The sequence below is a fragment of the Pseudomonas sp. NCCP-436 genome, assembly GCF_019656335.1.
Taxonomy (GTDB): domain Bacteria; phylum Pseudomonadota; class Gammaproteobacteria; order Pseudomonadales; family Pseudomonadaceae; genus Aquipseudomonas.
The window spans coordinates 41,796-66,970 of the sequence record NZ_BPLZ01000018.1 but is presented as its reverse complement, the minus strand read 5'-3'; the positions used below and the strand labels follow the sequence as shown (position 1 = coordinate 66,970).

Annotated in this window: 22 protein-coding genes; 8 read left to right on the top strand and 14 right to left on the bottom strand. The window is 62.7% G+C overall.

Going from position 1 to position 25,175, the window contains the following annotated elements:
• The 4 genes from glyA to NCCP436_RS15880 form a co-directional block, all read right to left on the bottom strand.
• Positions 1–1,170, bottom strand: a 1,170-nt coding sequence (gene glyA / locus NCCP436_RS15895) for a serine hydroxymethyltransferase (RefSeq protein WP_220804943.1), incomplete at its 3' end; no start/stop codon positions are given.
• A gap of 115 nt (positions 1,171–1,285) precedes the next feature.
• Positions 1,286–4,138 (bottom strand): aminomethyl-transferring glycine dehydrogenase, encoded by a 2,853-nt coding sequence (gene gcvP, locus NCCP436_RS15890; RefSeq protein WP_220804942.1) that lies wholly within the window; start codon positions 4,136–4,138, stop codon positions 1,286–1,288.
• 9 nt (positions 4,139–4,147) lie between these two features.
• A complete protein-coding gene (gcvH, locus tag NCCP436_RS15885) occupies positions 4,148–4,531 on the bottom strand; it encodes a glycine cleavage system protein GcvH (RefSeq protein ID WP_220804941.1) in 384 nt (127 codons plus the stop codon).
• A 287-nt stretch (positions 4,532–4,818) separates the two neighbouring features.
• On the bottom strand, positions 4,819–6,339 hold the full coding sequence (locus NCCP436_RS15880; protein WP_220804940.1) for a sigma-54-dependent transcriptional regulator: 1,521 nt from the start codon (positions 6,337–6,339) through the stop codon (positions 4,819–4,821).
• 73 nt (positions 6,340–6,412) lie between these two features.
• Here NCCP436_RS15880 and NCCP436_RS15875 point away from each other — a divergent pair, with 73 nt between their 5' ends.
• The gene (locus NCCP436_RS15875) at positions 6,413–6,610 is read left to right on the top strand and encodes a hypothetical protein (RefSeq protein WP_220804939.1); all 198 of its coding nucleotides are present in this window, start codon (positions 6,413–6,415) and stop codon (positions 6,608–6,610) included.
• Positions 6,611–6,649: 39 nt separating this feature from the next.
• On the opposite strand, the gene NCCP436_RS15870 is transcribed toward NCCP436_RS15875, so the two are convergent.
• Both NCCP436_RS15870 and NCCP436_RS15865 read right to left on the bottom strand, forming a co-directional pair.
• Entirely contained in the window at positions 6,650–7,342 is a 693-nt protein-coding gene (locus NCCP436_RS15870; protein ID WP_220804938.1) for an endonuclease, read from the bottom strand.
• Positions 7,343–7,471: 129 nt separating this feature from the next.
• Positions 7,472–8,413 carry a DMT family transporter gene (locus NCCP436_RS15865; protein WP_220804937.1) on the bottom strand — a complete coding sequence of 314 codons (942 nt, stop codon included), beginning with the start codon at positions 8,411–8,413 and terminating at the stop codon, positions 7,472–7,474.
• A 335-nt stretch (positions 8,414–8,748) separates the two neighbouring features.
• Between NCCP436_RS15865 and hrpA the strand changes: the two genes are divergently transcribed.
• From hrpA to NCCP436_RS15845, 4 genes are all read left to right on the top strand, one after another.
• Positions 8,749–12,831 (top strand): ATP-dependent RNA helicase HrpA, encoded by a 4,083-nt coding sequence (gene hrpA / locus NCCP436_RS15860; RefSeq protein WP_220804936.1) that lies wholly within the window; start codon positions 8,749–8,751, stop codon positions 12,829–12,831.
• Between the two features lie 170 nt (positions 12,832–13,001).
• On the top strand, positions 13,002–14,345 hold the full coding sequence (gene nhaA / locus NCCP436_RS15855) for a Na+/H+ antiporter NhaA (protein WP_220804935.1): 1,344 nt from the start codon (positions 13,002–13,004) through the stop codon (positions 14,343–14,345).
• Positions 14,346–14,426: 81 nt separating this feature from the next.
• Positions 14,427–15,896 (top strand): carboxylesterase, encoded by a 1,470-nt coding sequence (locus tag NCCP436_RS15850; RefSeq protein ID WP_220804934.1) that lies wholly within the window; start codon positions 14,427–14,429, stop codon positions 15,894–15,896.
• A 70-nt stretch (positions 15,897–15,966) separates the two neighbouring features.
• Positions 15,967–16,503, top strand: coding sequence for a DUF3087 domain-containing protein (locus NCCP436_RS15845; protein ID WP_220804933.1), 537 nt, complete (start codon positions 15,967–15,969; stop codon positions 16,501–16,503).
• Positions 16,504–16,512: 9 nt separating this feature from the next.
• Here NCCP436_RS15845 and NCCP436_RS15840 read toward each other — a convergent pair whose 3' ends face one another.
• The 3 genes from NCCP436_RS15840 to NCCP436_RS15830 form a co-directional block, all read right to left on the bottom strand.
• Positions 16,513–16,728, bottom strand: a complete 216-nt coding sequence (locus tag NCCP436_RS15840; protein WP_220804932.1) for a VF530 family DNA-binding protein — start codon at positions 16,726–16,728, stop codon at positions 16,513–16,515.
• 5 nt (positions 16,729–16,733) lie between these two features.
• Entirely contained in the window at positions 16,734–18,035 is a 1,302-nt protein-coding gene (locus NCCP436_RS15835; RefSeq protein ID WP_220804931.1) for a DUF2254 domain-containing protein, read from the bottom strand.
• Between the two features lie 253 nt (positions 18,036–18,288).
• Complete coding sequence (locus tag NCCP436_RS15830; RefSeq protein ID WP_220804930.1) at positions 18,289–20,301, bottom strand: U32 family peptidase; 2,013 nt, start codon at positions 20,299–20,301, stop codon at positions 18,289–18,291.
• A gap of 196 nt (positions 20,302–20,497) precedes the next feature.
• On the opposite strand from NCCP436_RS15830, the gene NCCP436_RS15825 reads away from it, so the two are divergent.
• A complete protein-coding gene (locus NCCP436_RS15825; protein WP_220804929.1) occupies positions 20,498–21,139 on the top strand; it encodes a UPF0149 family protein in 642 nt (213 codons plus the stop codon).
• A gap of 16 nt (positions 21,140–21,155) precedes the next feature.
• Here NCCP436_RS15825 and eco read toward each other — a convergent pair whose 3' ends face one another.
• From eco to NCCP436_RS15810, 3 genes are all read right to left on the bottom strand, one after another.
• Entirely contained in the window at positions 21,156–21,632 is a 477-nt protein-coding gene (gene eco, locus NCCP436_RS15820) for a serine protease inhibitor ecotin (RefSeq protein ID WP_220804928.1), read from the bottom strand.
• Between the two features lie 114 nt (positions 21,633–21,746).
• Positions 21,747–22,094 carry a cupin domain-containing protein gene (locus tag NCCP436_RS15815; protein ID WP_220804927.1) on the bottom strand — a complete coding sequence of 116 codons (348 nt, stop codon included), beginning with the start codon at positions 22,092–22,094 and terminating at the stop codon, positions 21,747–21,749.
• A 117-nt stretch (positions 22,095–22,211) separates the two neighbouring features.
• Positions 22,212–22,502, bottom strand: coding sequence for a hypothetical protein (locus tag NCCP436_RS15810; protein WP_220804926.1), 291 nt, complete (start codon positions 22,500–22,502; stop codon positions 22,212–22,214).
• Positions 22,503–22,713: 211 nt separating this feature from the next.
• Here NCCP436_RS15810 and NCCP436_RS15805 point away from each other — a divergent pair, with 211 nt between their 5' ends.
• Entirely contained in the window at positions 22,714–22,872 is a 159-nt protein-coding gene (locus tag NCCP436_RS15805; RefSeq protein ID WP_220804925.1) for a YqaE/Pmp3 family membrane protein, read from the top strand.
• 158 nt (positions 22,873–23,030) lie between these two features.
• Here NCCP436_RS15805 and NCCP436_RS15800 read toward each other — a convergent pair whose 3' ends face one another.
• Positions 23,031–23,708 (bottom strand): DUF4197 domain-containing protein, encoded by a 678-nt coding sequence (locus tag NCCP436_RS15800; RefSeq protein WP_220804924.1) that lies wholly within the window; start codon positions 23,706–23,708, stop codon positions 23,031–23,033.
• Between the two features lie 113 nt (positions 23,709–23,821).
• Between NCCP436_RS15800 and NCCP436_RS15795 the strand changes: the two genes are divergently transcribed.
• Positions 23,822–24,223 carry a hypothetical protein gene (locus tag NCCP436_RS15795; protein ID WP_220804923.1) on the top strand — a complete coding sequence of 134 codons (402 nt, stop codon included), beginning with the start codon at positions 23,822–23,824 and terminating at the stop codon, positions 24,221–24,223.
• Positions 24,224–24,265: 42 nt separating this feature from the next.
• Here NCCP436_RS15795 and NCCP436_RS15790 read toward each other — a convergent pair whose 3' ends face one another.
• Entirely contained in the window at positions 24,266–25,129 is an 864-nt protein-coding gene (locus NCCP436_RS15790; protein WP_220804922.1) for an MBL fold metallo-hydrolase, read from the bottom strand.
• Between the last annotated feature and the right edge of the window lie 46 nt (positions 25,130–25,175).

Here is a 25,175-nt window from a genome sequence, read left to right as displayed (position 1 = left end):
ATCGAGGATGTCGCAGATCCATCCGGCCAGTTGCCGGCACTGCTCGACACCGAAACCACGGGTAGTCACCGCCGGGGTGCCGATGCGGATGCCGGAAGTCACGAACGGCGACTGCGGATCGTTCGGCACGGCGTTCTTGTTCACCGTGATACCGGCGCGGCCCAGTGCGGCATCCGCTTCCTTGCCGGTCAGGCCCTGCCTGACCAGGCTGATCAGCATCAGGTGGTTGTCGGTGCCACCGGACACCACTTCGAACCCGCGCCCGACGAACACCTCGGCCATGGCCCGGGCGTTGTCGATCACCTGTTGCTGATAGGCCTTGAAGCCGGGCTCCAGCGCTTCCTTGAAGCACACCGCCTTGGCCGCGATAACGTGCATCAGCGGGCCACCCTGGGCTCCCGGGAACACCGCGGAGTTGAGTTTCTTCTCGATCTCTTCGTTGGCACGGGCCAGGATCAGGCCGCCACGCGGGCCGCGCAGGGTCTTGTGGGTGGTGGTGGTGACCACGTCGGCAAACGGAATCGGATTGGGATATAGGCCGGCAGCCACCAGACCGGCGACGTGGGCCATGTCGACAAACAGGTAGGCACCGACCTTGTCGGCGATTTCGCGGAAACGGGCAAAATCCAGCACCCGCGAGTAGGCCGAGAAGCCGGCGACGATCATCTTCGGCTTGTGTTCCAGAGCCAGGCGCTCCACTTCGTCGTAGTCGATCAGGCCGTTCTCGTCGATGCCGTACTGCACGGCGTTGTACAACTTGCCCGAGGACGACACCTTGGCGCCGTGGGTGAGGTGACCGCCGTGGGCCAGGCTCATGCCGAGGATGGTGTCGCCGGCATTGAGCAGCGCGAGGTACACGGCGCTGTTGGCCGAAGAGCCGGAATGCGGCTGGACGTTGGCGTAGTCGGCACCGAACAGCTGTCTGGCGCGCTCGATGGCCAGTTGCTCGACCTTGTCGACGTATTCGCAGCCGCCGTAATAACGCTTGCCCGGATAGCCTTCGGCGTACTTGTTGGTCAGGCCGCTGCCCTGGGCCTGCATCACGCGCTTGCTGCAGTAGTTCTCGGAGGCGATCAGCTCGATGTGATCTTCCTGACGCTGCTCTTCAGCCTGGATCGCGACGAGCAGAGCGTCGTCATAGCCTTGCAGTTGGTCGTGCTTGCTGAACATGGTGAGTCCCTCTTGTCGTTATTTGGGGATGCAGCCGGCCCGCCCCGATAAGGAGAGCCGAAAGTCACGGGGAGAAACCGTCCGGGCGCCGGTGGGCTCCCGGACGGCAGGGCGCTTAGGCGTCCTGGTAGGCCTCGATGGAGGGGCAGGCACAGACCAGGTTGCGATCACCGTAGACGTTGTCCACGCGACCGACCGGCGGCCAGTACTTGGCTTCGACCAGGCTTTGTACCGGGTACACCGCCTGCTCGCGGCTGTAGCCGTGATGCCATTCGCCCACCAGTTCGGCAGCCGTGTGCGGTGCGTTCTTCAGCGGGTTGTCTTCCTTGTCCAGACGGCCCTGCTCGACCGCGCGAATTTCCTCGCGGATGGCGATCATGGCGTCGCAGAAGCGATCCAGCTCTTCCTTGGATTCGCTTTCGGTCGGCTCGATCATCAGCGTACCGGCCACCGGGAAGGACATGGTCGGGGCATGGAAGCCGAAGTCGATCAGGCGCTTGGCCACGTCGTCCACGCTGATGCCGCTGCTTTCCTTCAGCGGGCGGATGTCGAGGATGCACTCGTGGGCCACCAGACCGCCTTCGCCGGAGTACAGCACCGGATAGTGCTCTTCCAGACGACGGGCGATGTAGTTGGCATTGAGAATGGCCATCTGCGACGCACGCTTGAGGCCGTTGCCTCCCATCATGGTGATGTACATCCAGGTGATCGGCAGGATGCTGGCACTGCCGAACGGCGCGGCACTGACGGCACCGACCTTTCGCTCCAGCTGGTTATGGCCCGGCAGGAAGGGCGCCAGGTGCGACTTGACGCCGATCGGGCCGACGCCCGGGCCGCCACCGCCGTGCGGGATGCAGAAGGTCTTGTGCAGGTTCAGGTGCGAGACGTCGCCACCGAACTGACCCGGGGCGCAGAGGCCGACCATGGCGTTCATGTTGGCGCCGTCGATGTAAACCTGGCCGCCGTTGTCGTGGATGATCTGACAGATTTCGCGGATGCCTTCCTCGAACACGCCATGGGTGGACGGGTAGGTGATCATCAGCGCCGCCAGTCGATCCTTGTGCTCTTCGGCCTTGGCCTTGAGGTCGGCGATGTCCACGTTGCCGCGGGCGTCGCAGGCGGTGACCACCACGCGCATGCCGGCCATGGAGGCGGTTGCCGGGTTGGTACCATGGGCCGACTGCGGAATCAGGCAGATGTCGCGTTGTCCTTCACAGCGGCTGTGGTGGTAGGCACGAATGGCCAACAGACCGGCATATTCGCCCTGGGAGCCGGCATTGGGCTGCAGCGATACGGCGTCGTAGCCGGTGGCGGCGCAGAGCATGGCCTCCAGCTCGCGGGTCAGTTGGGCATAGCCTTCGGCCTGCTCGACCGGCGCGAACGGATGCAGGTTGCCGAACTCCGGCCAGGTGATCGGCAGCATTTCGCTGGCAGCGTTGAGCTTCATGGTGCAGGAGCCCAGTGGAATCATGCTGCGGTCCAGCGCCAGGTCCTTGTCGGCCAGCTTGCGCAGGTAGCGCATCAGCTCGGTTTCGCTGTGATAGCGGTTGAACACCTCGTGCTGCAGGAACGACGACTGACGCAGCAGATCCTCCGGCAGACGACGGGCAGCCTGGGCGGCCAGTTCGTCGACCGAGGGCGCAGCCTGATCACCGGCGAACAGTGCCAGCAGAGCCTCGACGGCAGCCTGGTCGGTGGTTTCGTCCAGCGACAGGCCGAGGCGCTCGGCGTCGATCTCGCGCAGGTTGATGCCGGCGGCACGGGCACGGGCATGCAGCTCGGCGGTCTTGGCGCCGGTGGCGATGCTCAGGGTGTCGAAAAAGTTCTGCTGCTCGACGCTGTAGCCCAGTTTGGTCAGGCCCAGGGCGAGAATGGCGGTGAGGCTGTGGATGCGCTCGGCGATGGCCTGCAGGCCTTTCGGGCCGTGGTAGACAGCGTACATGCTGGCGATGTTGGCCAGCAGAACCTGCGCGGTACAGATGTTGCTGGTGGCCTTCTCGCGGCGGATGTGCTGTTCGCGGGTCTGCATGGCCAGACGCAGGGCCGGCTTGCCGAAGCGATCGACCGACAGGCCGACCAGGCGGCCCGGCATGTCGCGCTTGAATGCGTCGCGGGTGGCGAAGTAGGCCGCGTGCGGACCGCCGAAGCCCAGCGGCACGCCGAAGCGCTGGGCACTGCCCAGGGCAACGTCGGCGCCGAACTCACCGGGCGGGGTAAGCAGGGTCAGCGCCAGCAGGTCGGCGGAAACGGCGACCAGGGCATTGGCTGCGTGGAAGCGCTCGACCAGGGCGCGGTAGTCGAAGATGTCACCGTTGCTGGCCGGGTACTGCAGCAGCGCGCCGAAGTAGGCGCTGGCGTCGCCGATGGCAGCTTCGTCGCCCACTTCCACTTCGATGCCCAGAGGTTCGGCACGGGTGCGCAGTACGTCGAGGGTTTGCGGGTGGCAGTGTTTGGAGGCAAAGAAGGTGTTGCTGGCCTTGTTCTTCGACAGACGCTTGCAGAAGGTCATGGCCTCGGCGGCAGCGGTCGCTTCGTCCAGCAGCGAGGCGTTGGCGATCTGCATGCCGGTCAGGTCGCTGATCAGGGTCTGGAAGTTCAGCAGCGCTTCCAGGCGGCCCTGGGAGATTTCCGGCTGGTACGGGGTGTAGGCGGTATACCAGGCCGGGTTTTCCAGCAGGTTGCGCAGGATCGGGCTCGGCGTATGGGTGCCGTAGTAGCCCTGGCCGATGTAGCTCTTGAACTGCTGGTTCTTGGCGGCAATGGCCTTGATCCTGGCCAGCGCGTCGGCTTCCGACAGGCCCGGCTGGTCGCCGAGGATGCTGGTGCCCTTGATGCTATCGGGGATCACGCTGTCGATCAGCGCATCGAGCGAGTCGTAGCCGAGCAGCTGCAGCATGGCAGCCGTATCGGCATCGCGCGGGCCGATATGGCGGGCGATAAATTCGTTGTTGGTATCGAGCTTGGTCATGGTGGTCACTCAGGCGTCGGCGTTGGCATTCAACAGACGATCATAGCCGTTCTGGTCGAGCAGCTCGGCCAGCACCGCGTTGTCGGCCAGACGCATGCGGAAGAACCAGGCCTTGTCCAGTGGTGATTCGTTGACCAGCTCGGGGCTGCCTTCCAGCTCGGAGTTGACCTCGACGATCTCGCCGTCCAGCGGCATGACGATGTTGCTGGCAGCCTTGACCGACTCCAGTACGGCCACTTCCTCGCCCTGGGCATAGGACTTGGTTTCCGGCAGTTGCACATAGACCACGTCGCCGAGTGCATCCTGGGCGTAGTGGGTGATGCCGACGGTAACCAGACCATCGTTGTCCAGACGCAGCCATTCGTGATCGGCGGTGAAACGCAACTCGCTCATGTCAACTCCTCAAGGGGTAGTAGGCCCGCTTCTAGGTGGCGGGAGGGGTTTTCCAATGACGGAAGCAAGGTAGGTGCCAATCGCCGAAAACCCCGTGAAATCGGGGCTTCGGAGCTGTCTTGAGTGATTCTGGGTAGTTCTCCGTAACGATATCGCTACAAAAGAGTCTGTCGTTTTTGGAAAAGCGAGGGTCGCCCCAGGCAATACGCCGGCTGTAGCGCTGTGTTTCTGATTCGTTACGCTGTATCGATTTCGATACGGCGGGCGCGAAGCCGGCTGTGAGCGCCTCAGCGGCCGCCAGGAATGCCGTACTTGCGCAACCGCTTGGCGATGGCGGTATGCGAGGTGCCCAAGCGGGCGGCCAGTTGGCGGCTGGACGGATGGCTCTGGTAGAGTCGGTTAAGCAGGTTCTTCTCGTACTCGTCCATGGCCTGTTCGAGGCTGATGATCTCGCCTTCGGCAGGGGACGCCACTTCGGTTACGGCGATGTCGAGATCTTCCATTTCCACCCAGTCTCCGTCGCAGATGGCGGCGGCCCGGAAGATCACGTTCTGTAACTGGCGCACGTTGCCAGGCCAGCGTCCGGCCAGCAGTGCCGGGAAGCTGGCCGGGGCCAGCCGGCAGGGACGGCGGCGGATCTGTGCGCAGGCCTGGGCCATGAAATGCTGGGCTAGTAGCAGGATGTCCTGGCCACGCTCGCGCAGCGGCGGTACCTCCAGGCGCAGCACGTTCAGGCGGTAGAACAGATCCTCGCGGAAGCTGCCCTCGGCCACCATTTGCTCCAGGTCGCGGTGGGTGGCGCTGAGAATGCGCACGTCCACCCGCACCTCACGCTCGCCCCCAACCCGGCGGAAGCTGCCGTCACTGAGAAAGCGCAGCAGCTTGGCCTGCAGGTAGGGCGACATCTCGCCGATCTCGTCGAGAAACACCGTGCCACGGTTGGCCAGCTCCAGCAGGCCGGGCTTGCCACCGCGCTGGGCACCGGTGAAGGCGCCCGGGGCATAGCCGAAGAGTTCGCTCTCGGCCAGGTTTTCCGGCAGGGCGGCACAGTTCAGCGCCAGGAACGGCGCATTGCGGCGGGCGCTGGCGGTGTGACAGGCGCGGGCCACCAGTTCCTTGCCGGTACCGGTTTCACCATGGATCAGCAGTGGTGCGTCGAGCGAGGCCACGCGCAGGCCGCGGGCCTTGAGCGCGCGGATTGCCTCGGACTCGCCGAGTAGCGAGTCGAAACCCTCGGCATGATCGTGATGCAGTGCAGCCAGGCGTTCGCCCATGCGGCTCGGGGCATAAAGGGTCAGCAGACCGCCGGTCAGGCGGCCGTCTTCGGTGATCGGCTGGGCGTCGAGCAGCAGTGGCCGGCCGGCGAAGTTCACTTCCCGCAGCGGCTGGTGAAAGCCGGCCTCAAGCAACGAGTCGTGCAACTGCCGATCGCCGAACAGCTCGGCGATGCTCAGGTCTTCCGGGGGGCGGCCGCACAGTTCCAGCAACGCCGGGTTGGCCAACAGCACGATGCCGCGGCTGTCCACCGCCAGCACCGGATCCGGCATCGCGGCTAGCAGCGCATCAAGTTGCAGGCGGCGGCGCTGCCCCGGGAGGATGTCTACTACCTCGACGCTCTGCACGCCATGCACTTGCAGCAGAGCGTCGCGCAACTCGTCGAGCACCGCCGGGCTTAGGGTGGGGGCGTCGATATAGACGTTTGGCGGTACCATCTCCACCGCATCGAGATTCAGATTGCGCCCGCCGAGCAGCGCCAGGACTTCCTGGGTGATGCCGACGCGGTCGATGAAGCTGACGTGAATGCGCATTGCTGTAAGTTGAGTAGGGCGGACAGGCGGCCATTATGCCTGCACTGCCGGAGATGGGGAAAAGGGTAGCCGCGTGAGTACAGATAAACCCAATCGTGCTGATTTTCACCGGGAGCACCAGTTGCGTGCGGAGGCCGAAGCGCGCCGCCTGCTGGCCCGTCGAGAGGAACTGCAGGGGCGCTGGTTGAACTGGGTGGCTCAGGAGCTTTACCAGCTCAGCCCGCCGGAGTTCGCCAGCATGGTGCGCCGCGAGCTGCAGCGGCTTGCCTAGGCGCAGCACCGGACTGCCGGGTTATTGCCGTCGGGCAGTCTAGCCGCGCTTGCGCGTGCAGCGGCCCATGTCCACCTTGCCCACATAGGGGTTGCCCCAGCCCATCACGCAGGCCACCTGCTGATTGCGTTGCTGCTCCCAGGTCTTGGGTGGGTAGGCCTTGTTCCAGGCTTCGTAGAGCTGCCGATCCTGTTTCGACAGGCGCAGTTGGTAACGGTCGGCCATGTAGAAATAGGTGCGGGCGATCATTCCGCGTATGGCCTGGCGCGGCATCACCTTGCGCGCCTTGAAGTCCACCACTGTCTCGCAGCGTCCGTACTGATGCGGTTTCTGCGGCAGCCAGGCGAAGCTGTAGTTGCTGCGGTCGCCATTCACCTCGCCGATGCTCGGCACCAGGTTGTGCAGATCCGCCTCGGCCTTGCGGAACTGCACATCGTTGGCCGCACAGTGCTTGCGCCCGCCTTTCTGCCAGCACTGGCGCTGGTGGCCGATCACCCAGGCCGGGACGATGTGCTCCCACTCGATGCGGGCGGCGCGGCTGGCATTCTTGCGTGGCTGGTAGCCGCAGGAACTCAGGTTGACGCGGTTGCCGCTGTAGCGACAGCCGCAATAGAACTCCACCGACTGCTGCGCATACAGCGGCCCCGCCAGGCGCTTGGCTTCGGCAAAGCTGGCGGGGGCGGCGTGGGCGAACAACGGCAGAGCCAGGCAGAACAGGATGCATCGCTTCATGGGGTCGGCAGGGTAGCTGCCGGCGCTCCCGAAGTGAAGCAAAACCCAAGGTTTTTCAATCGTTTAGATGCGTTGTTCGGTGATTTTGGCAAGGCCCGGACGGCGCAGGAGAAGCGCCGGCCGTAAGCCTCAGCGATTGCCTGGCTCTTCTGATTCGAGGTCATCTCCGGCTGGTTTGGGCGGTTGGGCACCGCGCCAGGCCACCAGCAAGACACCGACGACAACGCATAGGGCGGCCAGCAGCATACTCAGGCTGCCCTGTTCGCCGAGCAGGCCGACGGCGATGGCTGCACCGCTGATGGCCGCCACCGAACCGATCTGGCTGAGGAATACCGTGCCGGCCAGATTCTGCAGGATGAAGAACAGCGCATAGACTGCAGCGAACAGCAGCATCTGCAATAGCACCAGACCTACGCTCGTAGCACTGGCAAGATGCGGACGGAAATCCACCCCGAACGCCGCGCCGGCGCCAAGCAGCAGCGCCCCGCCCAGCAGCATGCCTGGTGCCAGCGACAGCGGGCTGGCGCCTTCCGGCCAGTAGCGGGCACGGTAGATATTGCCCAGCGCCAGCATCAGAGGTACGCACAGAGCGGCCAGGATCCACAATGCCGGGCTGTCGCCGCTGTGCAGTTTGCCCAGTGCCAGCAGCAGGCTGCCGGCCATACCGATGGCTATGCCGAGCAGGCGGATGCGGCTGAGCCCTTCCATGCGCAGGGCCAATGCCAGCAGGTAGGTGATCAAAGGCGGAAAGGCCAGACACATGGACGCAAATCCGGCGCCGACATGGGCGACGGAGGTGAACAGCAGGGCGTTCGGCACAGTGATGCTAAGCAGCCCGGAGGCCAGGTAATAGCACAGTCGGGTGCGATCCAGCCCGGGCTGCTCGTGACGCCACCAAGCCAGCAACAACAGCAACAGACCGCCGCCCAACAGGCTCCAGAGCAGATAGGCCAGCGGCTGCCAGCCAGCCTGCCCGGCCAGCTTGACCAGATTGCTGGCCAACCCCAGCAGTGTGCCGATGATAAACAGCAGACCCAGTGCCAGCACAGGCCTGGGGAGCGCGACGGACATAGGAAAGCCCCTTGAATGTCGATACCCGGACGGATACAGCCGTTACATTGCCTCTGTCATTGCCATGGATGGCGGGAGTGCAGAAGAAGTTGCAACAGTTGCTGTCCTGGCACCAGGGGAATTCTGAAAAAGTACTGAGTGAAAAACTACCGCTCTGTAACCCGGCGCGATGGCCGGTGTTAAATCTCCATTGATCAGTTTTTCAGACCAGCCCATACGGCCGCTTCTAGCCGAAACCCACCGTTCCCCAAGAGTCTCCAGCTGCGTTACAGGCTGCCCGCCTTACCCCGTAATCTGCGACAATCCCGCCTTTGCCCTGATTGCCTCCGACCCAGATGACCGATTTCGCCACGCTGAAAAAGAATCTCGACCACGTAATGAGTGCCGAGCGCCATCGCCTGCGCCGGCAGTTGCATGAGTTGCAGAAGCATCCTGACGAGATGAAGCTGGCGCAGTGGCTGGAGCGTTGTCAGACCTCCTGTGACAGGGTGGCGGCGCGTCGGGCCAGTGTGCCGGTGATGCGCTACGATGATGCGCTGCCGATTGCTGCCAAGCGTGATGAGATCAAGGCTGCGCTGGAGAAGAGCCAGGTGGTGGTGATCGCCGGCGAGACCGGTTCGGGCAAGACCACCCAGTTGCCGAAAATCTGCCTGGAAATCGGACGCGGTGTGCACGGACTGATCGGCCATACCCAGCCACGTCGTTTGGCGGCGCGCAGTGTGGCCACAAGGGTGGCTGAGGAAATCGGCACGCCTCTGGGGGAACTGGTCGGCTATCAGGTGCGTTTCGAGGATCACAGCAAGGACGGCACGCTGATCAAGCTGATGACCGACGGCATCCTGCTGGCCGAGACGCAGCATGACCGTTTTCTGGAAAGGTACGACACCATCATTGTCGACGAGGCGCACGAACGCAGCCTCAATATCGATTTCCTGCTGGGCTACCTGAAGACTCTGCTGCCGCGTCGTCCGGATCTCAAGCTGATCATTACTTCGGCGACCATCGATCTGGAGCGCTTCAGCAGACATTTCAACGATGCCCCGATTATCGAGGTATCCGGTCGTACCTATCCGGTGGAAACCTGGTATCGCCCGCTGGCTGCTGAGGTGGATGAAGACGGAGAGCGGCTGCTGGACGACCTGTCCATCGACCAGGGCATTCTCGCTGCGCTGGACGAGATCGCTGAGCATGAGCGTAGCGTAGGCCAGCGCCCTGGCGATGTGCTGGTGTTCCTGCCCGGTGAGCGCGAGATTCGTGAAGCCGCTGAGATGCTACGCAAGGCCAACCTGCGGCATACCGAGGTCCTGCCGCTGTATGCGCGGCTGACCCCGGCCGAGCAGCAGAAGATTTTCGCGCCCATGCCGGGGCGCAAGATCGTACTGGCCACCAACGTGGCGGAAACCTCGCTCACCGTACCGGGGATTCGCTATGTGATCGACTCCGGTACTGCACGCATCAGTCGCTACAGCTATCGCGCCAAGGTGCAGCGCCTGCCCATAGAACCTGTGTCACAGGCCAGTGCCAATCAGCGCAAGGGCCGTTGCGGGCGGGTCGAGCCGGGTATTTGCATTCGTCTGTACAGCGAGGAGGATTTTCTCTCCCGCCCAGAGTTCACGGATCCGGAGATCCTGCGAACCAACCTGGCGGCGGTGATCCTGCAGATGCTTCACCTGCGTCTGGGCAGCATTGAGGATTTTCCCTTTATCGAGCCGCCTGATGGCAAGGCCATCAGCGACGGCTTCAACCTGTTGCAGGAGCTATCGGCGGTCAATCGCGAGGGCCAGCTCACACCTATCGGCCGCCAGTTGGCGCGTCTGCCCATCGACCCACGGTTGGGACGCATGGTGCTGGAGGGGGCCAGGCAGGGCAGTCTGGAGGAAATCCTTATCGTCGCTGCCGCGCTGTCGGTACAGGATCCGCGCGAGCGGCCGATGGATCGCCAGCAGGCTGCCGACCAGGCCCATGCGCAGTGGAAGGATCCGGACTCGGACTTTGCCGCGCTGATCAACCTGTGGCGCGGTTTCGAGGAGCAGCGCCAAGCGCTGGGCTCCAATGCGCTGCGCAGCTGGTGCCGGAAGAACTTCTTGAATTACATGCGCCTGCGTGAATGGCGTGATGCACATCGGCAACTGGTGCTGATCGCCCGCGAGCTGCAGCTGTCCGTGGGGCGCAAGGTCGAGGGTGACAGGGAGCGTAGGGTGGACAACGCCGCAGGCTTGTCTACCAAGGTGGATGGCTCTGGCCATCCACCCTACAAAGGCAACCGCACCGCCGGGCAACAGGTCAAGCCCACCACCGACACCAAGGTCAATGCCATCGCCCGCCAGCAGGCCGAGGCCAGCGAGGCAGCGCTACGGGCGCGCAGCTATGCGGCAGTACACAAGGCGATTCTGGCCGGTCTGCTCAGTCAGATCGGTCAGAAGACCGAGGACGGTGACTACCTCGGCGCCCGCCAGCGGCGTTTCTGGATTCACCCTGGTAGCAGCATCGGCCGCAAGAAGCCCAACTGGGTGATGGCCGCCGAGTTGGTGGAAACCACCAAGCTGTTCGCCCGCATGGTGGCGAAGATCGAGCCGGACTGGATCGAGCCGCTGGCGGCGCATCTGGTGAAGAAGAACCATTTGGAACCGCACTGGGAGAAGAAGCGCGGCCAGGTGGTGGCATTCGAGCAGGTCACGCTTTATGGCCTGATTATCGTTGGTCGACGTCCGGTGCACTACGGCCCCATCGCCCCGCCTGTGGCGCGTGAGATGTTCATTCGCGAGGGACTGGTGCGCGGTGAGATCAACAGCCGGGCGCGTTGCTTGACAGCCAACCGTCAACTGCTGGAGCGCCTCGACGAGCTGGAGGCCAAGTCGCGCCGGCGCGATATTCTCGCCGACGAGGAAACCCTGTTCAGCTACTACGATGCGCGCATCCCGGCGGATATCTACCAGGCTGCCAGTTTCGACTCCTGGTACAAGAAGGGCAGTGCCAGCGACGCGCAATTGCTGATCATGCGCGAGGAAGACGCCCTGGCCCGCTCGGCCTCCGAAGTCACCGCCGCGCAGTACCCGGACAGCCTGAGCATCGGTGAATTGCAATTGCCACTGTCCTACCACTTTGAACCCAATCATCCGCGTGACGGCGTGACCCTGCGCGTACCGGCGCCGCTGCTGCCGCAATTGCAGGCCGAGCGCCTGCACTGGCTGGTCCCGGGGTTGCTGGAGGCCAAGTGCGTGGCTCTGGTACGCGGCCTGCCCAAGGCGCTGCGCAAGAACTTCGTGCCGGTGCCGGATTTTGTCGGTGCGGCGCTGGATAAGCTGGCCTTCGGTCAGGGTTCGTTGTTCCAGGCGCTGGGACATGAGCTGACCCGCATGACCGGCGTGCGGGTGCCGGACGAGGCCTGGGCTGAGGCGGCCGAGGATCTGGAGAACCACCTGCGGATGAATATCGAGGTGGTCGATGCGCGCGGCAAGTTCCTCGGTGAGGGGCGTGACCTGGCAGAGCTGACTGCACGCTTTGCCGAGGCCAGTCAGGCGGCTCTGGCCATTACGCAGCAGAAGCAGGAAAAGAAACCGGTCGAGGCCAAAGCCTTTGCCGAGGTTGCCGAGAAGGCTCAGCAAAAGATTGCCGGTCTGTCCATGACCGTCTACCCGGCTCTGGTGGAGGAGAACGGCGTGGTCAAGGAAGGGCGCTTCCCGACCCAGGCCGAGGCCGACTTCCAGCATCGCCGCGCCCTGCAACGTCTGCTCTTGCAGCAACTGGCCGAGCAGGCCAGATTCCTGCGCGGCAAGCTGCCGGGGCTGACTGAACTGGGCCTACTGTATCGCGACATCGGCCGTGTCGAGGCGCTGGTCGAGGACATCCTGCTGGCCAGCCTGGATGCCTGCATCCTCGAAGGCGAAGCCACTCTGCCACGCGACGGTGCGGCTCTGGCGAAACTGGCTGAACGCAAGCGCGCGGACTGGGCGGCGCATGCCGAGCGCATAGCCCGGCTGGTGCTGGAAATCCTCAAGCTCAACCACGACCTGCAGAAGCGCTTCAAGGGCAAGATCGACCTGGCCCAGGCCATGGCGTTCAACGACATCAAGCGGCAACTGGCGAATCTGGTCTATGCCGGCTTTGTCCGTGAGACGCCGGGTGAGTGGCTGAAGGAACTTCCGCGTTATCTCAAGGCTATCGCCCAGCGTCTCGACAAGGTGGCTGCGCAGGTGCAGCGCGACCGCGTGTGGACGGGCGAGTTGGGCGGCTACTGGGAGCAATACCAGGCGCGCGCAGCCAAGCACGCCCAGGAAGGCAAGCGCGACCCGCAACTGGTGTTGTATCGCTGGATGCTGGAGGAGTACCGCGTCTCGCTGTTCGCCCAGCAACTAGGCACCAGACTGCCGGTGTCGGACAAGCGCCTTGGCAAGCAGTGGGGGCAGGTCGAGGAATGAGACTGTTACGGTTCTGAAGTCGGTCGCCAGCAGATTTTTATGTGCCGTTAGTAGGGATGGTCAAGCCTGGAATGCCTGTGTAAGGTAGACGCCGGGTGTTACGCGCATGGGGTGCGTGACAGGTTTAATCGTGCTGGTCGGGCCGCCGCACACAGTTGTTGTGTGTGCCCATGAATCAGCCTGTTTCTCACAAGGCCGTGCCTGCTGCACGCCGTTTGGCCGACAAGGCCTTCGCCAGCCTGGAAAAGTTCTTTCACATCGAAGCAGTCAGCGGCATCGTCCTGCTGGTTGCTGCCGCTGTGGCCCTGCTCTGGGCCAATTCACCCTACGCTGAAAGCTACCAGCATCTCTGGCATACGCCGCTGTACTTTGGCCTTGGCGACTATCGCCTGTCCTATTCGCTGCATTTCTGGATCAACGATGCGTTGATGACGGTGTTCTTCCTGGTCGTCGGTATGGAGATCCGCCGCGAGATCCATGATGGTTCGCTGTCCAGCCTGGCCCAGGTCGTTCTGCCCATGATCGCCGCTATTGGCGGCGTAGCGCTGCCGGCGTTGTTCTATCTGACGCTCAATGGTGCTGAGCAGGTTCGCAACGGCTGGGCCGTGCCGACCGCTACCGACATCGCCTTTGCCGTAGGTGTGCTGGCCATCCTTGGCCGCTCGATCCCTCCGGCAGTGCGTATCTTCCTGCTGACCCTGGCAATCATCGACGACATCATCGCGGTGCTGATTATTGCGCTGTTCTATTCCGGCGGGCTGGCACCTGAGGGTTTTGTCATCGCTGGGTTGGGCGTGTTGCTGGTGCTTGGACTGCAACGCATCGGCGTCGGCTGTGCCTGGGTCTACCTGCTGCCCGGCGCACTGCTGTGGTTCGGCCTGCTGAAGACCGGCGCTCACCCGACTCTGGCTGGAGTAGTGCTGGGGTTGATGACGCCGGTGCGGCCGGTGCGCTTCGAGGACCGGCCGCTGGAGCTGGCCCGTGAGGCGGTCATGTCGCTCAATGGCCACTCCACACCGGAAGGTTTTGCCCGCTCCGTGCGCCGTTTGCGCTACGCCCAGCGCGAGCTGCTGCCGCCAGCGCTGCGGGTGCAGATGGCGCTGCATCCCTGGGTCGCCTATGGAGTGATGCCGCTGTTTGCCTTAGCCAACGCCGGTGTGGCCTTGGGCGAGGTGAATCTGGCCGACAGTCAGGGAGTGGGCGTGATGCTGGGCGTGTTGCTGGCGCTGGTGGCAGGCAAGCCACTGGGTATCGTCTGCGCCAGTTGGCTGCTTATCCGTTTCAGCCGCTGCCAGATGCCAGAAGGGCTCAGCTGGCGCTGGTTGTGGCTGGTAGGTTGCCTGGGTGGCATCGGTTTCACCATGTCGATCTTCATTGCCAATCTGGCGTTCCCTTCGTCTGAATTGCTCGGCGCTGCCAAGCTCGGTGTGCTGCTGGCTTCTTTCCTTGCTGCACTGATTGGTCTGGTATTCGGCTACGGTCTGGTGCGCAGGATACGGCAGGAGGTCGCCTGAGCTGGCTGCCCTCGGCGGGATCGTTCTGGTTCAATGACGATCGAGCGGCCGTATCGTCAGATCGAACAAGGAGAGTGTCCGATGAGTCTGTCACGCCTGCGCAGCGTCCTGACCTGGCTTCTGGTGATGCTGTTGCTGCTGGCCGTTGCCCTGCTGGGCATACGCATCGCAGGGCTGGCCTCGCTGCCTGAATTGCAGCTCTGGCACCGGTTGGTGCCCGACGAGCCGAGTGTCGCCGAGATGGAGCAAATGGACTGGGGCACTTACCTGGCGGTCGAGCAGCGGCTGTTCGAGGATTTGCAGCAACAGTTGGAGAAGGGGCAGAGTGAGCTGCCCGGTGGCTATAACCGCTATGCACGCAACAGTCCGGTGTATTCGGGCAATCTGCCGCGCGACTGGAACCGCTCCTTCGTCTTCGAGCCTCAGGGGGAGCTGCGTGGCGTTGCGGTACTGTTGCACGGTCTGACCGACTCGCCCTACAGCATGCGGCATTTGGCCCGGCACTTGAGCGAGCGGGGCATTCTCGGCCTGGTGCCGCGCATGCCTGGTCACGGTACGGTGCCAGCCGGGTTGACCGCTGTGCATTGGGAACAATGGCTGGCCTGTGTCCGCCTGGCGGTGCGTGAAGCCCGGGCCCGGGCGCCGCAGGTTCCGCTGTATCTGGTCGGCTATTCCAATGGCGGAGCGCTGGCGCTGCGCTACAGCCTGGCGGCACTGGACGATCCGCAACTGGCGGTGCCGCAGCAACTGGTTCTGATTTCGCCGATGATCGGCGTTACCCGTTATGCCCGTTATGCCGGTCTGGCAGCGTTGCCGGCGGTGCTGCCAGCCTTTGCCAAGTCGGCCTGGATGAGCGTGTTGCCGGAGTTCAACCCGTTCAAGTACAACTCCTTTCCGGTGCATGCGGCGCGGCAGTCCTACGAGCTGACCCGCGAGGTGCGCGTGGCGCTAGAGGCGGCAGCGGCCTCAGGGCGGCTGGCACGGTTGCCGCCGGTGCTGGCATTCCAGTCGCTGGTCGACAGTACGGTGAGCACGCCGGCGGTGATAGACGAGTTGTTTGCACGTTTGCCGTCTAATGACAGCGAGCTGGTGATTTTCGACATCAACCGTTCGCACGCGGTGGAGCCGTTGATGCGGCCCGGGTTGGGCAATTTGCTGGAGCAACTGCTGCCGGCGGTTGAACGCGGCTACCATCGAACCGTAGTGGGCGTGGTTCCGGGCGCTGCTCCTCAGGTAGAGGCGCGACGTCTGGTTGCTGGCTCGCAGACCGAACAGGTTACGCCGCTGCCGGTGCCCTATCCGCCGCAGTTGTTTTCCCTGTCACACGTGGCCCTGCCGTTTCCTACGGATGATCCGCTGTACGGTAGTCAGCCGAGTGGCAACGAATTCTACGGGGTGGCGCTGGGAACCTTGGCGCCGCGTGGCGAGAGTGGCGTACTGCTGATGGGGTTGTCCGGTTTGCAGCGGGTGACATCCAACCCGTTCTTCGACTACCTGCTGCAGCGCATAGATGAGCGTTTGCCCCCGCTGGAAGCGCGTAAGGAGCTGTAACCACGGGCTGATCGTCTGCGCCGCCCGGCTGGCGTAACATGCCCTTCCCGAGTCATTGCCGAGCCCCGTCATGTTTGAAATCACTCCCCTGAACCCGGAACTTTACCGTCAGCAGACCCGCCGTATTACCTTGCTGGTGGCGCTGATCTTCATCGCGCTGGCCATGTTGCTGTCGACGTTGAGCGTGCAGTTGTTCGGTGAGCCCGGGGGCGAGAGCAACTTTCGCTGGAACCTGCTAGGTGTGCTCGCCGGGCTGGTGCTGACCGTGGCGCTGGTGCGTTGGCAACTGTGGTCACGGCCGTGGATGGCGCCGGCCGTGTATGGCTGGCAGCTCAAGCGCAACCTGATGCGCGTGACCAACGTGATGCACCACGTCAGGGCCGGCGTGGCGCAGGGCGATGAGTCGGCGATCCGTCTGCTGCGCTTCTACCACCTGGGCGTCAGCCAGATGCATCAGTTGGACGGTAACAGCAGCGACCTGAGCCAGATGGTCCGGGAAATCGACCAGCACCGCGAGCTGATGGAGGCTCGCGGGCTGGAGGTGGAGCAGACACGGCTCGATCCAGTCTGGCTGGAGGCTGTCCGACGCATTGAAGTACCGCGCTGAGGGAGCGGCTTAGTTGCGGCGCGCAATATCGCGCAGGTAGAGCGCCTCGACCTGGTTGCGTGCCCAGGCTGTGCGGCGCAGGAACTTCAGGCTGGAGGCGATGCTTGGTTCGTGCTGGAAGCAGCGGATGTTGATCAACTGACCGAGTCGTGACCAGCCATGCTGCTCCACCAGTGCTTCGAGAATGGCCTTCAGTGTCAGACCGTGGAGTGGATCCGGGTTCATGCGGACTACCTGGCTGTGGCAAAAAAATCATTCTGGCTATCGCCCAGGGTGAGGACGCGCACCTGGTTGGCCAGTTCGCGCAGCAGCACCTTTTCCTGCTCGACCAGATTTGACTGCTCGGCATAGGCCATGGCCAGTTCGGAGTGGCGCTGAGCCTGTTCGGCATACAGGGGCGGGTCGATCTGCGCCAGGGAAGCCAGTGCCTTTTGCAGGCGGATATGCACTTCTACCAGTGAAGCGCCGTCGCGGGCGATGGGGCGGAAGAAGTCGTCGAACAGATCGGCGACTGCCAGTGGCTGGGCAAACACCCGCTCGCAGCCGGGGATGGGAGTCGGGGTATCCGGCTGGTAGGCGGCGTAGCGGCTGAACAGGCGCACGCCTCGGCCGATGATCTCGATGGGGGTGCCCAGATCGTTGATGGCGCTGGACAGGCCGCGCGAGGCGATTTCCGTCAGCACCTGCAGACCGAAACGAGGGTCCTGCTCGAATGTTCGCTGGTAGCCGAGGGCAAAGGCGGCAAGCAGCTCGGGCAGGCGTTCCTCATCGATACCTTCGCAGCAGGCCAGGGTGGTGGAAGTGTCGATAAACGTGCCGGGTGTGCTCAGCAGATAGATGCGCTGGTGCGCCTCGCTGCACAGGCGGCCGAGGGCCTGCATGTCGATATGCTGCACGTAGCCGGTAATCGGGCTTTTCAGTTTCACTGCGCTGGCCGGAATCGGCATTTCTTTGGTCAGTGGCTGGCCGCCCAGATAAGGCTGCGTCCGTCGTACCTTGAGTGCTGCGGTGGTGGCCTGTTCAACCCGGTCCGTGGTTTCGCCGAGGCGGCCGAAGCGGGTGAGGTAGTCGATCCAGCGCAGCAGGGTGATGACGATCAGGGCGATCACCAGCAGGGTGACGATGAACAGCACGACCCGTCCGCTTTCGCCATAGACGCCGGTACTGAGTGCGATGATGCTGACCACGCTGAACAGGAAGGAGCCGATGAAGGTGGCCAGCATGTTCTGCGTGGCGGGATCCTGTATCAGTAACTGGGTGGCGCGGGGCGTGGCGCCTGAGCTGGCCGAGTTGTAGGCCGATAGCATGGTGCTCAGGGAAAAGGTGGTTACCGCCAGCATGCTTGAGGCGATGATGGCCAGGATCTTGTCCACCGCTTCGGCGCCGATGCTCAGCGCCACGTTATCCGGCACGTAGGGTTTGATCAGCAGTGCGAGCAGGGCGGTTAGGACCCCGGCCAGCGAATACAGTGTGGCACGCACCCACATAAGTCGGAAGAAACGCGCGGTCAGCCACTGCCAGCGTGCGGTCACATCGGTGCTCCTTTACCTGTTTGCTGATCAACTGTAGCTGCTTCGTGATGACTGGGGCCAGCCTGAGTTTCAGGTGATGGCGGAGGTTCGCAGCGAAGATGACCAGGCTTGCTACGAAAAAGGCCTGAGCTCGGTGATGCGGCGTTAAAGACAGGCTCGGAATGCGCACGTACAGCATGTAAGCTGCGTTCTTCGCCTGTTTTTGCCTAGCCAGACCTTCGCCTGACGACTTTTCGTGCAGAGCCTGGCGCCGTTAGTGGCTGTAGCCGGCAGGCTTGTTGCGGATGGTCTTGAGCAAATCGTCCGGGCTGATCTGGCCGACTACCTGAGCAGCGGCACTGCCGGGCGGCGGCAGGTCGAGGATGTGGTTCTTCATCCTGCCGATCACGTGCATTTCGCATGGCTTGCAGTCGAACTTCAGAGTCAGCACTTCGTCGCCATGTACCAGTTGCATCGGCGCGACCTTGGTACGTACACCAGTGACGCCCTTGGCCTGTTTCGGACAGAGGTTGAAGGAGAAGCGCAGGCAGTGCTTGGTAATCATCACCGGCACCTCGCCTTCTTCCTCATGCGCCTCATAGGCAGCGTCGATCAGTTGCACCCCGTGGCGGTGATAGAATTCGCGGGCCTTCTGGTTGTAGACGTTGTAAAGGAACGACAGATGCGATTCGGGGTAGACCGGCGCCGGGTCGCTCTCGGGTTTGCGCGAGCCGCGCGGGTGGGCGGCTACGCGGGCCTCAGTGAGCCTTTCGATGGCCTCGCGGCGCAGCGCCTTGAGCTGTGAGTTGGGCACGAAGAACGCCTGCGGTGCGTCGAGGGTGACGCCCTGGGCGTGATAGATGGTGGTGCCGAGCTGGGTCAGCAGGTCGCGCAGTCCATCGAGTGCCTGCTCCGGTTTGTTGGCGGCGCCGAACGGGCCGGGCAGGGCGACCTCGACGCTGATGCCTTCTTCGCTGGTAGCGGTCAGTTTTAGCGCATCCTCGCGCAGCACGGCCTTCCAGCTCACGCCGATGCGGCGCTCGGCACTGGTGCGTTGCAGGGCCTGCTGCCAGTTGTGGTCGAGGTTGCGCGAGAGCGGATGGTTGGGCCGCAGACGGAATATGGCTTCAGGCATTTCGTTGGGTTCGACGCGATAGCGCCAGCGCTGTTCACCGTCTTCCTCGAATTCGCCTTTAAGCTCGGCGATATTGGCGCGGAAGCCCACCACCTCGCGCTTGACCAGTACATTGAGACCGTCACCGTTGGACAGCGGAGCGTGGGTGACGGCGATCAGGTCGCGTTTGCCCACCTTCTCGACATGGCCAACCGGCAAGCCGGTGAAGGTCGGCGAGTCGAAGGCGCCGATATCGATCTTGCGTTCATTGACGAAGTAGTCGGTGCTGCCGCGGTGGAAGGTCTTGTCCGGATCCGGGACGAAGAAGTGCGCAGTGCGGCCACTGGAGGCACGGGCCAGATCCGGGCGATCCTCAAGGATTTCGTCGAGGCGCTGGCGGTAGTAGGCGGTGATGTTCTTCACATAGCCCATGTCCTTGTAGCGCCCCTCGATCTTGAACGAGCGCACACCGGCTTCGACCAGCGCGCGCAGGTTGGCGCTCTGGTTATTGTCCTTCATCGACAGCAGATGCTTCTCGAAGGCCACTACGCGGCCCTGATCGTCCTTCAGGGTGTAGGGCAAACGACAGGCCTGCGAGCAGTCGCCACGGTTGGCGCTGCGTCCGGTCTGTGCGTGAGAGATGTTGCACTGGCCGGAAAAGGCCACGCATAGCGCACCGTGGATGAAAAACTCGATGGCGGCGTCGGTTTCGTCAGCGATGCTGCGAATCTGCTGCAGGTTCAGCTCGCGGGCCAGCACAAGCTGGGAGAAACCGGCCTGATCGAGAAACTTCGCCCGTTCCAGGGTGCGGATATCGCACTGGGTGCTGGCGTGCAACTCGATCGGCGGAATGTCCAGTTCCATTACTCCCATGTCCTGCACGATCAGTGCGTCGACGCCGGCGTCGTGAAGCTGGTGGATCAGTGTACGAACCTGCTCCAGCTCATCGTCATGGAAGATGGTGTTGAGCGTGGTGAAGACCCGTGCGTGATAGTGACGGGCGAACTCCACCAGCCTGGCGATATCGCTCACCTCGTTGCAGGCGTTGTGTCGCGCGCCAAAGCCAGGCCCGCCGATGTAGACGGCATCGGCGCCGTGCAGAATGGCCTCGCGGGCGATTTCGACGTCACGCGCAGGGCTGAGCAGTTCCAGGTGATTCTTGGGCAGGGACATGGCGTTTTCTTTGTCAGGCAAGGGAAAGGCTCGGCAGCGGTTGGGCAGCCGGTGTTTTCCGGGGCACGGTTTAGTCGCGCATTGTAGCTGCCCACTGAGGTTGCGGCATCCGTCATGTGCTGGGCGGCAATGTCGGGCTGTCTGAAAACGGCCATCTGTGGGAGAGTAGCGGCCTTTTTTACAACGGGAGGCGGGGATGGATAACCGAGGGCTGGAAAAGCTCGATCAGATGCTGATGCAGTATGGCAACGACGACTCGATACTCTCGGCCAGCGAACTGGATGGCTATTTCGCTGCCATTGTCTCCGGTCCGCGGCAAATCGGTCCGGAGCTTTGGTATCCGGCTATCTGGGAGCAGCAGTTGCCGCAGTGGGGCAGCGAGCGGGAGCATGAGCAGTTCATGAAGCTGGCTGTCGAGCTGATGAGCGAGGCAGCCTATATGCTGGAAGAAGAGCCGGAGGACTACGAGGCAATTTTCCTTGCCGATAACAACGGCCAGGGTGAGAAGCTGATTGTTTCGCAGTGGTGTGCGGGTTACCTGCGCGGCGCCGAGGTGGCCGGCTGGATCGGTGCCGAGCTGCCGCAGGTGCAGGAGGCGGCGCTGGATGCCATCGCTCTGCATGGTACCGAGGCTGGCATCGATACGCTCAACGTCATGAGCGATGAGCAGTACGATGCTTCGGTAGCTTGTCTTGAGCCAGCGGCGGTAACGCTTTACCAGTACTGGTGCGAGCGCCGCGAAGTGCCGCAGCCGATCCGTCGCGAAGTCAAGGCCGGACGCAACGATCCCTGCCCCTGTGGCAGCGGCAGCAAGCACAAGCACTGCTGTCTGCGCTGAAAACTCAGTGTTGACTCTACTGCTGGTTGGCCGAATGCGTCTGGCTTTCGGCTGACCAGAGGCGGTAGCGCACTTCCATGTCATCCGGGGCATAGATGACCAGTGGCAGTTTGCTGTTATAGCGAACCAGATGCGGCTGCCCGCCGACCTGGACGAAGGCCTGCCGCTGGCTGCCTTCCGGGCAACCCATCAGGGTGCTCATGGCCGGGCCGGTCTGAGTCAGCTCATAGTAGCTGTAGCCCCAGCCATCGACGGTCTTCTCCTGCCATTGACCGCCCAGACGGTGATGGTTGCAATCCACCTCCATGGCTTTGCCGGCAATGATCTCCACTTGGTAGGCGGCTTCGTCGGCCTTGGCCGGCAGATCGATGACGTGGCGGGTATAGCCTTCCCGGGCAGAGGGGTAGGGCTTGAGCTGCTCGGGTGTGGCGGCGCATGCGGCCAGTGGCAGGATGCAGGCGAGGGCGAACAGTGAGGGTTTTAGTCGGCTCATGGGGGTTCCTTACAGAGGAGGTCTTGGTGACCATCCGAGGTTCGGGGGCGCCCGAACGGCATAGCAGCACTGACCGCCATCCGTCGGGCAAGTTCCCGCATGTGCCGTAGCGCCTCAGGCAAAGACGAAGTACTTGCGAACCGTCTCGACCACCTCCCAGGTGCCGGTCATGCCGGGTTCGACGATGAAGATGTCGCCGGCACGCAGATGAACCGGCTCCATGCCGTCCGGGGTAATGATGCAGTAGCCTTCCTGGAGGTGGCAGTACTCCCATTTCTCGTAGGCCACCCGCCATTTGCCCGGGGTGCAGATCCAGGTGCCCATAATCTTGCTGCCGTCCTCGGAAGTGTACGCGTTCAGATTGACGGTGTGCGGGTCGCCTTCCAGGCGCTCCCACTTGCAGGCGTCGAGAACCGGAAGGGGGTGGGTGTCACGCAGGACGGTCAGAGGCTTGTTGGCCATGGCATGCTCCAGTCGATACGGCGAAAGAGCGGCCACCATAGGCCGGCAGTAAGCGAAGCAATTACCTGGCTTCGACATACGGATGTCGATCTGCGTCGGTGGCGGCCAGGCAAGGGTTCAGGAGCGATTGCGAAACTGCTTGCATGTCGGGCAATTGGCGGCGTTATCGCTTTCGCCGCTGATTTGGCTGCTGTCCTGTACCTGCGCATCGTTGTGAGGCAGGGCAATGACACGCTGTAGGCGATAGTGATTGGCACAGCCTGCAGCCGTGGCCAGCACCATGGCGATCAACAGTTCGCCTCCGGGGCCGAAGATGGCCAGCACAAGCAGGCCGAATAACAGTAGACCCAGTAGTGAATCGAGAAGGTTGGAGAGCAGGCGTTGGCGAACATCATCATGAGACGTCATGACAAGCCTTCCTTATTGTTATCTGCCAAATCCTGACGCTGTTGTGCGCTGCTGACAACCATCAGATTGCTGATTTTTAGCCTCTAAATCTGCGTTTCTCCAGCTTGTTTTGTCGTTGCTCGACGCAAACCGGAGGAATAACGGGGAACCACGCTTGCGTAGGGGCGTCTATGCTGAACCAACCGGAATGCCTAAATAAGGAAGCTTTGCCATGGATCTCATCCGTATTCTGATCGCTATTGTTCTTCCGCCTCTCGGGGTGTTTTTGCAGGTGGGATTCGGCGGAGCCTTCTGGCTCAATATCCTGTTGACCCTTTTGGGATATATCCCGGGGATCGTCCACGCGGTGTACATTATCGCCAAGCGCTAGCCCGCATGGCTGCGGCGCCTCTCCAGCATCTTCCGTAACGGCAGCACAGACGCTGTCGCAGGACTTATGGCGAGAATCTGGAGTAGGGCTTCAACGTCTGGGACGTTCACGGACTCGTCAGGCCGCCGGAATGTCACATTACCGGCGGCCGCTTCGTTTCAGAGCAGACCGAATACCTTCTTCGCCAGGCTGGTAGCTGCCGCTGCCGGATTCTGGCGAATGCTTGCCTCCTGCTGTGCAATCATTTGGAACAGACCGTCGAGAGCCTGTTCGGTGACATAGCCTTCCACTGTGCTGTTGCGCGCATCGACCACACCGAAACTGGCTGCCTGGCTGGCGAAAGTGTTGTACTGCTGCGCCAGTCCGACTTGATCTGTTGCCTGCTTGACGATGGGCAGAAAGCGGGCGCGCAGCTGTTCCCGGCTGGTCTGGCTCAGGTAGCGGGTCGCGGAGTCCTCCGGGCCGCTGAGGATGGCCTTGGCATCGGCTACGGTCATTTGCCGGACGGCATCGATCAGCAGTTCCTTGGCCTGTGGTACTGCAGCCTCGGCGGCCTTGTTCATGCTCGTTTCGAGCTGCTCGACCTGGGCGCCCATGCCCATCATCTTCAGGCTGCGTGCGGCCTTGCCGAGGTTGCCGGGCAGTTCGATGCGCACGTCCGGGTTGTTACTGAAACCGCCAGGTTTGCCCAGTTGCTGGACGGCCACCTGGGCACCCTGAATCAGGGCGTCCTTGAGGCCGCCACTGGCGTCCTGCTGGCTCAAGTCAGAAAGGGAGAAGGCCATGGCGCTGGCTGAAAGCAGCAGACCGGCTGCAAGAGAAGTAAGGCGGAGCATGGTAGTCATCCTAACAGTGGGGATAGGGGCAGATTAACGGAGTTGTTGTGGCAGGCAAGCTGCGGGTTGTCTGCCAATGGGCAGTGGCAGCGTGCGCCGCTATGATCTAGACCATGAATTCACCGTTTGTGCTGCGTAATCCATGTCCGCCAGGTGTCTGCGACTGCCAGCTCGATCAGTTGCTGGCGTGTCCGGACGCCGATCGGCGTATTCTCCGCCTTACACGGCCGGAGGAGCGACGTCTGCTTGAGCGTCTGGAAAGCCTGCAGAGCGTGGCTGACCTTGAGCACATGCAACAGCGAATGTATGAGCAACTGGGCATACGCCTGCAGGTTGAACCGGCCCATGGCGAGGTGCGCAGTGCACGGGGCGTCCACCTTCACTTCGAGGCCCATCCGGGATTGTGCCGCCGAACCCGACAAGGCATTGCTGCTGCCGTGCGTCGTGCGCTGGATCGACGACCTGAGATTCTCTGGCGTCTGCTGGATGCGCAGGGACTGTTTCGCGATCTGTGAAGATTACCGGAGCATGTTCACGCGCCGGCACTCATCCGGCCTTCAAGGCCACTGCATCTCGCCTTTGAGCACCTTGGCGCTGAGTTCCAGGCTGCTGTCATCGAGCAGCTCCGGATAACGCGCCTTCATGGCCTTGAGCAGCGCCTGGCTGTCAGTGGCTCGCGGCAACTCCTCCTCCAGCGCCTTCAGGTAGTTGCGAGTGAAGCGCAGGTCATCCAGGTTCATTTGCGGTTCACCCAGGTAATGGCCGGGAACCAGGGTGAGCGGTTGCAGCGCTTCCAGTTCGTCCAGAGAGCGCAGCCAGCTCTGACGGGCCTCGCTACTTTGGGCGTCGGCCACCCACAGGTGAATATTGGCGCTGGTCAGTACCCCACCGACTACCGCACGGATAGAGGGAATCCAAAGGCTGGTGTGCTGCGGGTCATGACCGACGACTTCGATGTGCTGACCTTCCAGCTCCAGTGCGTTGCCCTGTAGCGCCTCAGGTACCTGGATGCTGGCCGGGGCGCTGTCCTTGAGTATCGGCCCCCAGTAGGCCAGCTTCGGTGCCCTGGTTTTCTCGATATAGGCGACGGTGGCCGGGGTGGCCAGCACGCGTGCCTGAGGGTAGGCATTGGTGAGGGTTTCCAGGCCGAAATAGAAATCCGGATCGCCATGGCTGATGAAAATGGTGGTCAGACGCTTTCCGCTAGCACGGATGCGCTCCACCAACTCCTGCGCTTCGCGGGTGGAGAACTGCGCATCGACAAGGATGAGATCTTTCTCGCCGCTGATCAGTGTCGAACTGACGGGAAATACCGCGCTGTCACGCGGGTTGTAGGTTTCCAGGGTGAGAGGTTGGGCCAGGCTGGCAGTGGCACTGAGCAATAGCGCAAAACCTGAAAGCAGGCGTTGGATGGAGGGCATGTTGAACTCCTTAAAGGGTTGGAAAGCTCCATCTTATGCTCTATTT

Coding starts and splice junctions, on each gene's coding strand:
- hrpA (WP_220804936.1), top strand. CDS start 8,749: ATGACCGATTTCGCCACGCTGAAAAAGAATCTCGACCACGTAATGAGT.
- nhaA (WP_220804935.1), top strand. CDS start 13,002: ATGAATCAGCCTGTTTCTCACAAGGCCGTGCCTGCTGCACGCCGTTTG.
- NCCP436_RS15845 (WP_220804933.1), top strand. CDS start 15,967: ATGTTTGAAATCACTCCCCTGAACCCGGAACTTTACCGTCAGCAGACC.
- eco (WP_220804928.1), bottom strand. CDS start 21,632: ATGAGCCGACTAAAACCCTCACTGTTCGCCCTCGCCTGCATCCTGCCA.
- NCCP436_RS15840 (WP_220804932.1), bottom strand. CDS start 16,728: ATGAACCCGGATCCACTCCACGGTCTGACACTGAAGGCCATTCTCGAA.
- NCCP436_RS15880 (WP_220804940.1), bottom strand. CDS start 6,339: ATGCGCATTCACGTCAGCTTCATCGACCGCGTCGGCATCACCCAGGAA.
- NCCP436_RS15825 (WP_220804929.1), top strand. CDS start 20,498: ATGGATAACCGAGGGCTGGAAAAGCTCGATCAGATGCTGATGCAGTAT.
- NCCP436_RS15815 (WP_220804927.1), bottom strand. CDS start 22,094: ATGGCCAACAAGCCTCTGACCGTCCTGCGTGACACCCACCCCCTTCCG.
- NCCP436_RS15795 (WP_220804923.1), top strand. CDS start 23,822: ATGAATTCACCGTTTGTGCTGCGTAATCCATGTCCGCCAGGTGTCTGC.
- NCCP436_RS15865 (WP_220804937.1), bottom strand. CDS start 8,413: ATGTCCGTCGCGCTCCCCAGGCCTGTGCTGGCACTGGGTCTGCTGTTT.
- NCCP436_RS15805 (WP_220804925.1), top strand. CDS start 22,714: ATGGATCTCATCCGTATTCTGATCGCTATTGTTCTTCCGCCTCTCGGG.
- gcvP (WP_220804942.1), bottom strand. CDS start 4,138: ATGACCAAGCTCGATACCAACAACGAATTTATCGCCCGCCATATCGGC.
- NCCP436_RS15830 (WP_220804930.1), bottom strand. CDS start 20,301: ATGTCCCTGCCCAAGAATCACCTGGAACTGCTCAGCCCTGCGCGTGAC.
- NCCP436_RS15870 (WP_220804938.1), bottom strand. CDS start 7,342: ATGAAGCGATGCATCCTGTTCTGCCTGGCTCTGCCGTTGTTCGCCCAC.
- NCCP436_RS15790 (WP_220804922.1), bottom strand. CDS start 25,129: ATGCCCTCCATCCAACGCCTGCTTTCAGGTTTTGCGCTATTGCTCAGT.
- NCCP436_RS15810 (WP_220804926.1), bottom strand. CDS start 22,502: ATGACGTCTCATGATGATGTTCGCCAACGCCTGCTCTCCAACCTTCTC.
- gcvH (WP_220804941.1), bottom strand. CDS start 4,531: ATGAGCGAGTTGCGTTTCACCGCCGATCACGAATGGCTGCGTCTGGAC.
- NCCP436_RS15800 (WP_220804924.1), bottom strand. CDS start 23,708: ATGCTCCGCCTTACTTCTCTTGCAGCCGGTCTGCTGCTTTCAGCCAGC.
- NCCP436_RS15850 (WP_220804934.1), top strand. CDS start 14,427: ATGAGTCTGTCACGCCTGCGCAGCGTCCTGACCTGGCTTCTGGTGATG.